Here is a 7,839-nt window from a genome sequence, read left to right as displayed (position 1 = left end):
TGGACTACATGAACTCCCGCTACGGCAGCCCCGTCGGCGCCTGGAACTTCTGGCAGACCCACCACTGGTACTGAGCCACCGGTAACACCCCCGCACGCTCAGACGCACGCACGCTCGGCTGGAACCTCCAGCTGGGCGTTTTTGCGTACCCGGCCACGCCACCACTGCCTGGTAACAGCTGTTACCATCCGCGTATGGCGAAAACACAGCTGGGCGCCCGGGTCGACGCGGACATCGCCGAACTCGCGAAGAAGCGTGCCGCCGACCTGGGCCTGAGCATCGGCGACTACCTCGCCCGCCTCGTTCAGGACGACACCAGCGGCCTGCGGGCCAGGGCCGTGGAGGCCGCGGCGAGGTTCCTCGCCGACCATCAGGCCGTCTTCGACGAAGCCGAGGACGCCGAACAGGCCTCCTCGGGGGTACGTGCCGCCTGATGAACCCGCACATCGACGTCGCCTGGATCCTCCAGGTCGCCGAAGCCGCCGGGGTGGGCGATCCGGCCCCCGACGATTACGGGGTGCCCCTCGCGGCGGTCGCCCGCCATCGCGCCGAACTGTTCGAGCAGCCGCTGTACGACGGCCCCTACGCCAAAGCGGCAGCGCTCGTCCACACCCTCGGCCGCTGTCGCTGGCTGGAGCGCTCCAACATGGCCGTCGCCGCGGCAACAGGCGTGATGTACCTCGAAGCCGCCGGCATCCACGCAAAACCCACCCGCGACGACGCCATCGCCCTCAGGGACATGCTCCTCGACCCCGCCTGCACCGCGCCGAGGATCGCCGCCCTGCTGCGGAGTTGGCCCACCACCACCTGACGCCACCGACACGGGCCCCGCGCGACACGCGCCCGGTCCCGGTGACGAACACGGTCGACCGAGCCCAGGTCGCACCCCACCGGTCAGGTCAGGTCAGGTCAGGTCAGGTCAGGTCAGGTCAGGTCAGGTCAGGCGTACGACGATGGTGATGGTCTTGCCATCGGCCAGAGGGGTGATCTCGACACGTTCGGCGAGGCGTTGGATCAGCGGCCAGCCGAACCCGCCCGGGTGCTCGGGTTCGGCTGTGCGCGCGACCGGGGTGTGGGGGTTCGCGTCGCTGACGGACAGGTGGAGGGCACCGTCCGCGGTACCGGTGCGGAAGCCGGTGACGCCCCCGCCGTGGCGGATCGCGTTGGTGACGAGTTCCGAGGTGATGAGGAGGGCGTCGGCGGCCGTGACGCCGTCGAGGCCGATGCCCGCCCGCCGAAGGAGCTCGGCGACGGCGTGCCGGGCACCGGCCGGGGTGACCGCCGCCTGCTCGTGGTCACCCCTTGGGGCCGTGGGGGCGGAAAGTCCGTCGGCCGCTGTGGGCAGGTTCATACCGACATCGCCTGCCCTTGATCGTGACGAGTACGCCGCTTTGAGGCGATTCGGTGGAGCGGAACCCTCAGCATGTCATCGCGGTCGCCAGGCTGTCCGTCATGTGGAAGGCCCTCCCGGAGCCGGTGACGTCGAACAGGCGGCGGACGACCGGCTGGAGGGGACCGGCGAGAACCAGTACCAGTCCCGCCGCGGCGTGGTTCTTCTGTGCTTCCAGCAGGACGTGGAGGATGGAGGAGTCCGCGAAGCAGGTTCCCGACAGGTCGACCACCGTTCGGCCGGCGCCACTTGTCGCGGCCTCGCTCAGCGCCCGGGAGGCCGCGGGCGCGCTGTCGTCGTCGAGGTCGCCGTGGAGGTGGACCACGGGGATGCCGTCGCGTCTGGTCACGGTGACCACGGGTTCGTTCTCGTCTCCAGTCATCCCGACATTCTCCTATACCCCGGCCGGGACCCACGCCGAGGCCTCGCGCCCCAGGGTCAACGAAGAGGTGCGGTACGGCAGTCGACCGTCGGTTTGGTGGTGACTGTCATCGTCGCGCGGTCCACCTCGCGCCACCTCGCGCACGCGGGAGCGCCATTTCGATGCACATGCGGTGCGCGACCGCGCCGCGCCGGGGCGCGGTTGCCAAGGGAGTGGTTCATGAAGGATGGTTGCCTGAGGGCAAGAATTTCCTTCTAGGCAATTGAGGTGAGGGGTTCGCGCAGCGGACCTTCGACGTTTGGTGAATCTCGCCCAGGCAATCCCTTCGGCCGCATCCGGCTTCCCGTGGAGTGAGGCCCCCTACCCCGTGCTCGTGGCGGACGCCCGGTCAGCCGTGGTGTTCGCCAACGAGGCGGCCGGGGCGGTCTTCCCCGGCGCACTCCCGGGATCGGCGTTGGTGGACGCCGTCCCGACATGGCTGTCCACCGCGCACGCGCGGCATCTGCTTCCCGAAACCGCCCCTCACCCACCGGGCTCCGCCCCGGACCGGATCGTGCAGGGCCGGGTCGGGGACCGCGCCTTCGAGGCGCACCCCTCGGCGGGCAAGGACGGAACGGTCGTGTGGTGGCTGGTCGATGACACCGACCACCGCCTGGCCCGCGAGGCGCTGCGGATGGAACGGGAGCGCACCGCCTTCCTCACCAAGGCGTCCAACCTGCTCCTCTCCTCACTGAACCTGGACCGGTGCATGGACGTCACGGCGCAGATGGCCTCCGAGCACCTCGCCGACGCGGCGCTGGTGATCGCCCCGGCCGGCGGGCCCGAGTTGCCGATGGTGACCTGCCTGCGGGGCGGGGCGCCGTCATCGTCCCGCGTGGCCGGAGCGCCCGAGGATGTGCCGGGGCTGGGCGAGGCGCTCCAGGGCTTCCCGCCCGTGCCTTCCCGCTGGATCGATCCCTCCGCCGCTCCGGCCTGGCTCATCCCGGAGGGCTTCGGGGAGGTCGGGTCGATCGTGATCACCCCGCTGCCGGGGCACGGCGTGCCCGCGGGCGCGCTGATCCTGTTGCGTGGAACCGGCAGCTCCGCGTTCACGGAGGCCGAGGAGGTCTTCGCCCGACTGTTCGCCGCCCGGGCCGGCGCCGCGATGTCTGCGGCCCGGCTGTACGCGGAGCAGGCGGCGATCACCGAGACGTTGATGCGGGAGCTGTTGCCGCCGTCGCTGCACCACGTCTCGGGCGTGGAGTACGCGGGCGGCTACAGGCCCGCCCAGGACCACGAACGCATCGGCGGCGACTTCTACGACGTCCACCCCGCGAGTGTGGAGGGCGAGGCCTCGCTCGTCGTCCTCGGGGACGTGTGCGGCAAGGGACTTGAGGCCGCCGTGATGACGGGGAAGATCCGCAACACCCTCCACGCCCTGTTGCCGATGGCGGACGACCACCAGCGGATGTTGAGCCTGCTCAACACATCGCTGCTGAACACGCACAACGCCCGCTTCGCGACCATGGTGTTGGCCTCCGCCGCCCGCGAGGGCAACGCCGTGAGGCTGCGGCTGACCAGCGCCGGTCATCCCGCCCCGCTGCTCGTGCGCGCCGACGGCCGGGTCGAGGAGGCGCCCACGCAGGGCACCTTGGTCGGCGCGCTGCCCAACGTCATCGCCGAGACTGCGCTGGTGACGTTGGCGCCGGGCGAAACGTGCGTGTTGTACACCGACGGGATCACCGAGGCACGCGGAGGCCCGCTGGGCAACTCCATGTTCGGTGAGGTCCGGCTGCGCCGGGCCCTCGCCGAGTGCGCCGGGATGCCCGCCGAGGCGGTCGTCGAGCGGGTCCAGATGCTCGCGTCGCAGTGGGTGGGGACCGGCCGCCACGACGACATGGCGGTCGTCGTCATCTCGGCTCCACGCACCAACCACCTGAGCGCGGTGAACGGGCACACACGGGGCAGGTTCACCGCATGACCATGGACCTCGCGAAGCCTCCAACGCTCGAAGACCTGACGGAACGGCTGTGGCAGGCCGTGCGCCGGGGCGACGAGCGGGTCGCGGCCGCGACGGTCCGTCGGGCACTCGACGAAGGGGCGGATCCGGAGGTCGTCCTGCTCGACGTGATCGCCTCGGTACAGGGTCGCGTCGGTACGGAGTGGGCCGCCAACAGGATCAGCGTCGCCCAGGAGCACTCGGCCACGGCGATCAACGACCGGGCGGTGGCCCTCGTCGCGCTGCACCCTTCCGCGCGGACCGAGCCTGCGCGCGGCCGGATCACGGTGGCCTGCGTGGACGGCGAGTGGCACGGCCTGCCGGCCCGTCTGCTGGCCGAGGTGCTGCGCCTGCGGGGGTGGCGGGTCGATTACCTCGGCGCCCAGGTCCCCACACACCACTTGGTCGCGCACATCCACCGGACGGGGCCCGACGCCGTCGCCCTCTCCGGTTCGATCGCCACCCGGCTCCCCACCGCCCACGCGACGATCACCGCCTGCCAGGCCACCGGTACACCGGTACTCGTGGGCGGCGCCGCGTTCGGGGCGGACGGCCGGTTCGCCCGCCTCCTGGGGGCCGACGCCTGGGCTCCCGATGCCCGCACGGCCGCCGACGACCTGGCCCGTCGGCCGCTTCCGCGCCCGCAGCCGGACCACCAGCCGATGGACGACCTCCCGCACCTGATCGATCAGGAGTACACGCTCGTCACCCGTAGCCGCCCCCGGCTCGTCAAAGCCGTCTTCGACGCGCTGGAGGACGCCTACCCGGCGATGCGCGAATACGACGAGCCGCAGAGGGAACGCACGGCCGAAGACCTCTCCCACATCGTGGAGTTCCTGGCCACCGCCCTCTACACCGACGACGATGACCTCTTCGGCGGGTTCCTCGCATGGACCGCGGACGTCCTCGCCGCCCGCGGTGTCCCCGCGAAGAGCCTCCTGCCCGCGCTGGAACTCCTCGGCCGCGAGCTGAAGGACTTTCCCCGCGCCGCCGGCATCCTGCGATCCGGCTCCGCCCGCCTGACCCGTACCCTTCTCACCGCCGCCGGGACCCCGCAATGACCAGCACGCCCTCCAACGGACTCCACCTGACGTACGTCGACGCCCCCGACACCGTGCGCATCGAGTTGCGCGGCGACCTCGACCGCCACTGCGGCGACGTCCTCCTGAACGCGGTCGGTCGCGTGCTGGCCAAGTCCGTCGGGCTGCGCAGGCTGCGTCTGGACTGCACGGACCTCGCCACGGTCGACGCGACCGGGCTGTCGGCCCTGCTGATGATCCGGCGCCGTACCGACGCGGCGGGCGCACGCCTCCACCTCGACCACCGACCCGCGCAGCTGGACCGCCTGCTGAAGGTGACCGGTACCCTTGAGCACCTCACCGCACCGGAGGCAGGAGGCCACTCCGGATCCACCGCGGAGCCGAGACCATCCGCTGCTTCGGAGGAATCCATACCGGCCCGCTCCACCAGCCCGGACACCAGCAGCTGAACCCATCACGCGCTGACCCGCCGCCGGGCGAACCGCTCGCGTGAGGAAACGCAGATGCCCGTACCGGCCCCGGTCCCCCGGCCGCACCGCAGCGACCACGACGCGGCCCGCTCCGTCAGCGACATCGTCGAACTCCTCGACGTCATGTGGGAAAGCGCCCGCCAGGGAGCCACGGCCGGCCCGGCCTCCACTTCGCAACTGCGCCTCATGTACGTGGTCGGTCGCCAACCCGGCATCCGCATGCGCGCCTTGGCCCGCCTCCTCGACGCGGCCGCCCCCTCCGTCACCCGCCTCTGCGACCGACTGGAGGCCATCGGGTTCCTCGAACGCCACCCCTGTCCGGGTAACGGCCGCGAGCTCACCCTCAAGCTGACGGCCGCCGGGGAGGAGCACCTGGCGCGGATAAGGGAGCGCCGTGAGCAGATGCTCTCCCACGCCCTCGACTTCATGACCGCCGACCACCGGCAGGCCCTGGCCACCGGCCTCGGCGCCCTGTGCCTGAGCATCGACGCGACAGCGGCCTTCCCCAGGCAGAAGGACCCCTCCGCCTGATCCGGGGCGTTCGGATCCGGCCGCGTGCGCTCAGGGGGGCCAGGACGGCACGTGACGCAGGCGGTCCGCGTGGTCGCCGCCGACGCCGGGGCCTGCCCTGCGACGTGCGGTTCCGGTGCTCGCAGCCGGGGGCGGCACACGGGAATAGCTTCCGCGCACCCTTCGTTACGGCAGATGGTTGAATCATCAACGATCCCGGAAGGGGAGCCATGCAGTTCGGAATCTTCACCGTCGGTGACGTCACGCCCGATCCGACGACCGGACGCACGCCCGGCGAGCACGAGCGCATCAAGACCATGATCGCCATCGCGCAGAAGGCCGAGGAGGTCGGCCTCGACGTCTTCGCCACCGGCGAGCACCACAACCCGCCGTTCGTCCCCTCCTCGCCGACGACGATGCTCGGCTACATCGCCGCCCGGACCGAGAACCTGATCCTCTCGACATCGACGACGCTGATCACCACGAACGACCCGGTGAAGATCGCCGAGGACTTCGCGATGCTCCAGCACGTCGCGGACGGCCGCGTCGACCTGATGATGGGCCGAGGCAACACCGGCCCGGTCTACCCCTGGTTCGGCAAGGACATCCGCGACGGGATCGACCTCGCCATCGAGAACTACGCGCTGCTGCGCCGACTCTGGGACGAGGACGTCGTCACCTGGAAGGGCAAGTTCCGCACTCCGCTGCAGTCCTTCACCTCGACCCCCCGCCCGCTGGACGGCGTCGCCCCGTTCGTGTGGCACGGCTCGATCCGCTCGCCGGAGATCGCGGAGCAGGCCGCCTACTACGGTGACGGCTTCTTCCACAACAACATCTTCTGGCCGCCCTCCCACACCCGGCAGATGGTGGAGCTGTACCGCCGGCGCTATGCCCACTACGGGCACGGTACGCCGGAGCAGGCCATCGTCGGCCTCGGCGGACAGGTGTTCCTGCGCAAGAACTCGCAGGACGCGGTGCGCGAATTCCGCCCGTACTTCGACAACGCTCCGGTCTACGGCCACGGCCCGTCCCTGGAGGAGTTCACCTCGCAGACACCGTTGACCGTCGGATCACCGCAGGAGGTCATTGAACGGACCCTGTCCTTCCGCGACTACGCCGGCGACTACCAGCGCCAGCTGTTCCTGGTGGACCACGCGGGACTGCCCCTCAAGACCGTCCTGGAACAGCTCGATCTGCTCGGCGAGGAGGTCGTGCCGGTACTGCGCAAGGAGTTCGCGAGCCTGCGTCCGGCCGGCGTGCCGGACGCGCCGACCCACTCCGCCCGCGTGGCGGCGGCCCTGGAGACCCCGAGGGACTCGACGGGTACGACGGGTACGAAGAACACGAACGAGACGAAGGAGGGGACCCGGGCATGAGGCTCATCGTCGTATCGGCGGGGCTGAGTTCGCCCTCCTCGTCACGGCTGCTCGCCGATCGCCTCGCCGCCGAGACGCTCGGCCGTGTGGCAGCCGAGTCCGAGGTCATCGAACTGCGGGAGCTCGCGACGGAGATCGCGCAGCACTTCGTCACCGGGTTCCCGCCCGCCCGACTGGCGGCCGCACTCGACGCGGTGGCCGCCGCCGACGGCCTGATCACCGTGACGCCGGTGTTCGCGGCCTCGTACAGCGGCCTGTTCAAATCCTTCTTCGACCTCCTGGACAAGGACGCCCTCACCGGGAAGCCGGTGCTCCTCGGCGCGACCGGTGGAACGGCCCGACACTCCCTGGTCACCGAACACGCGCTGCGCCCGTTGTTCACGTACCTCCGGGCGCTCGTCCTGCCGACCGCCGTGTATGCCGCCTCGGAGGACTGGGGCGACGAGGGACTGGCGCAGCGGATCGCCCGTGCGGGGGCGGAACTGGCTCGGTTCATGACGCCCGCCCCTCGGGACGCCGCCCCGGACGTCGACACCGCCGCCGCGATCGCCCCCCGTTCGCCGACCGGAGCGATCACGTCGGTGGATCCGTCGGGCGGCTTCGAGCCGGTGCCGTTCGAACAGCGGCTGGCCGCGCTGAGGGCCGGGTAGCCGCGTCCGACCCGCGAACGCCCCGACGCCCCCGACGCCCCGG

Annotated in this window: 10 protein-coding genes; 8 read left to right on the top strand and 2 right to left on the bottom strand. The window is 71.1% G+C overall.

The features are described 5' to 3' along the window. Window positions 1-194: 194 nt before the first annotated feature. The gene (locus NOD94_RS39050; protein ID WP_281211001.1) at window positions 195-434 is read left to right on the top strand and encodes a hypothetical protein; all 240 of its coding nucleotides are present in this window, start codon (window positions 195-197) and stop codon (window positions 432-434) included. Then, complete coding sequence (locus NOD94_RS39045; protein WP_281211000.1) at window positions 434-811, top strand: fic family toxin-antitoxin system, toxin component; 378 nt, start codon at window positions 434-436, stop codon at window positions 809-811. The genes NOD94_RS39050 and NOD94_RS39045 overlap by 1 nt, the downstream gene beginning before the upstream one ends. Window positions 812-934: 123 nt before the next feature. Here NOD94_RS39045 and NOD94_RS39040 read toward each other — a convergent pair whose 3' ends face one another. Together NOD94_RS39040 and NOD94_RS39035 are read right to left on the bottom strand one after the other, a co-directional pair. Continuing rightward, window positions 935-1,351 carry an ATP-binding protein gene (locus NOD94_RS39040; RefSeq protein ID WP_281210999.1) on the bottom strand — a complete coding sequence of 139 codons (417 nt, stop codon included), beginning with the start codon at window positions 1,349-1,351 and terminating at the stop codon, window positions 935-937. Window positions 1,352-1,418: 67 nt separating this feature from the next. Then, window positions 1,419-1,772 (bottom strand): STAS domain-containing protein, encoded by a 354-nt coding sequence (locus NOD94_RS39035; protein WP_281210998.1) that lies wholly within the window; start codon window positions 1,770-1,772, stop codon window positions 1,419-1,421. Between the two features lie 367 nt (window positions 1,773-2,139). Between NOD94_RS39035 and NOD94_RS39030 the strand changes: the two genes are divergently transcribed. The 6 genes from NOD94_RS39030 (at window position 2,140) to NOD94_RS39005 (ending at window position 7,796) form a co-directional block, all read left to right on the top strand. Continuing rightward, complete coding sequence (locus NOD94_RS39030; protein ID WP_281210997.1) at window positions 2,140-3,732, top strand: PP2C family protein-serine/threonine phosphatase; 1,593 nt, start codon at window positions 2,140-2,142, stop codon at window positions 3,730-3,732. Beyond that, entirely contained in the window at window positions 3,729-4,811 is a 1,083-nt protein-coding gene (locus tag NOD94_RS39025) for a cobalamin-dependent protein (protein WP_281210996.1), read from the top strand. Before NOD94_RS39030 ends, NOD94_RS39025 begins: the two co-directional genes overlap by 4 nt. Continuing rightward, the gene (locus tag NOD94_RS39020) at window positions 4,808-5,239 is read left to right on the top strand and encodes an STAS domain-containing protein (protein WP_281210995.1); all 432 of its coding nucleotides are present in this window, start codon (window positions 4,808-4,810) and stop codon (window positions 5,237-5,239) included. Before NOD94_RS39025 ends, NOD94_RS39020 begins: the two co-directional genes overlap by 4 nt. Window positions 5,240-5,293: 54 nt before the next feature. Continuing rightward, window positions 5,294-5,791: a MarR family transcriptional regulator gene (locus NOD94_RS39015; protein ID WP_281210994.1), complete on the top strand. Its 498-nt coding sequence runs from the start codon at window positions 5,294-5,296 to the stop codon at window positions 5,789-5,791. Between the two features lie 209 nt (window positions 5,792-6,000). After that, on the top strand, window positions 6,001-7,146 hold the full coding sequence (locus tag NOD94_RS39010) for an LLM class flavin-dependent oxidoreductase (protein ID WP_281210993.1): 1,146 nt from the start codon (window positions 6,001-6,003) through the stop codon (window positions 7,144-7,146). Then, entirely contained in the window at window positions 7,143-7,796 is a 654-nt protein-coding gene (locus tag NOD94_RS39005; protein WP_281210992.1) for a CE1759 family FMN reductase, read from the top strand. The genes NOD94_RS39010 and NOD94_RS39005 overlap by 4 nt, the downstream gene beginning before the upstream one ends. Window positions 7,797-7,839: the final 43 nt, after the last annotated feature.

Source organism: Streptomyces sp. Isolate_45, assembly GCF_024721315.2.
In the GTDB taxonomy this organism is placed as follows: domain Bacteria; phylum Actinomycetota; class Actinomycetes; order Streptomycetales; family Streptomycetaceae; genus Streptomyces.
The sequence above is the reverse complement of the archived record's forward strand: the minus strand, read 5'-3'. Positions and strand labels throughout refer to the sequence as shown.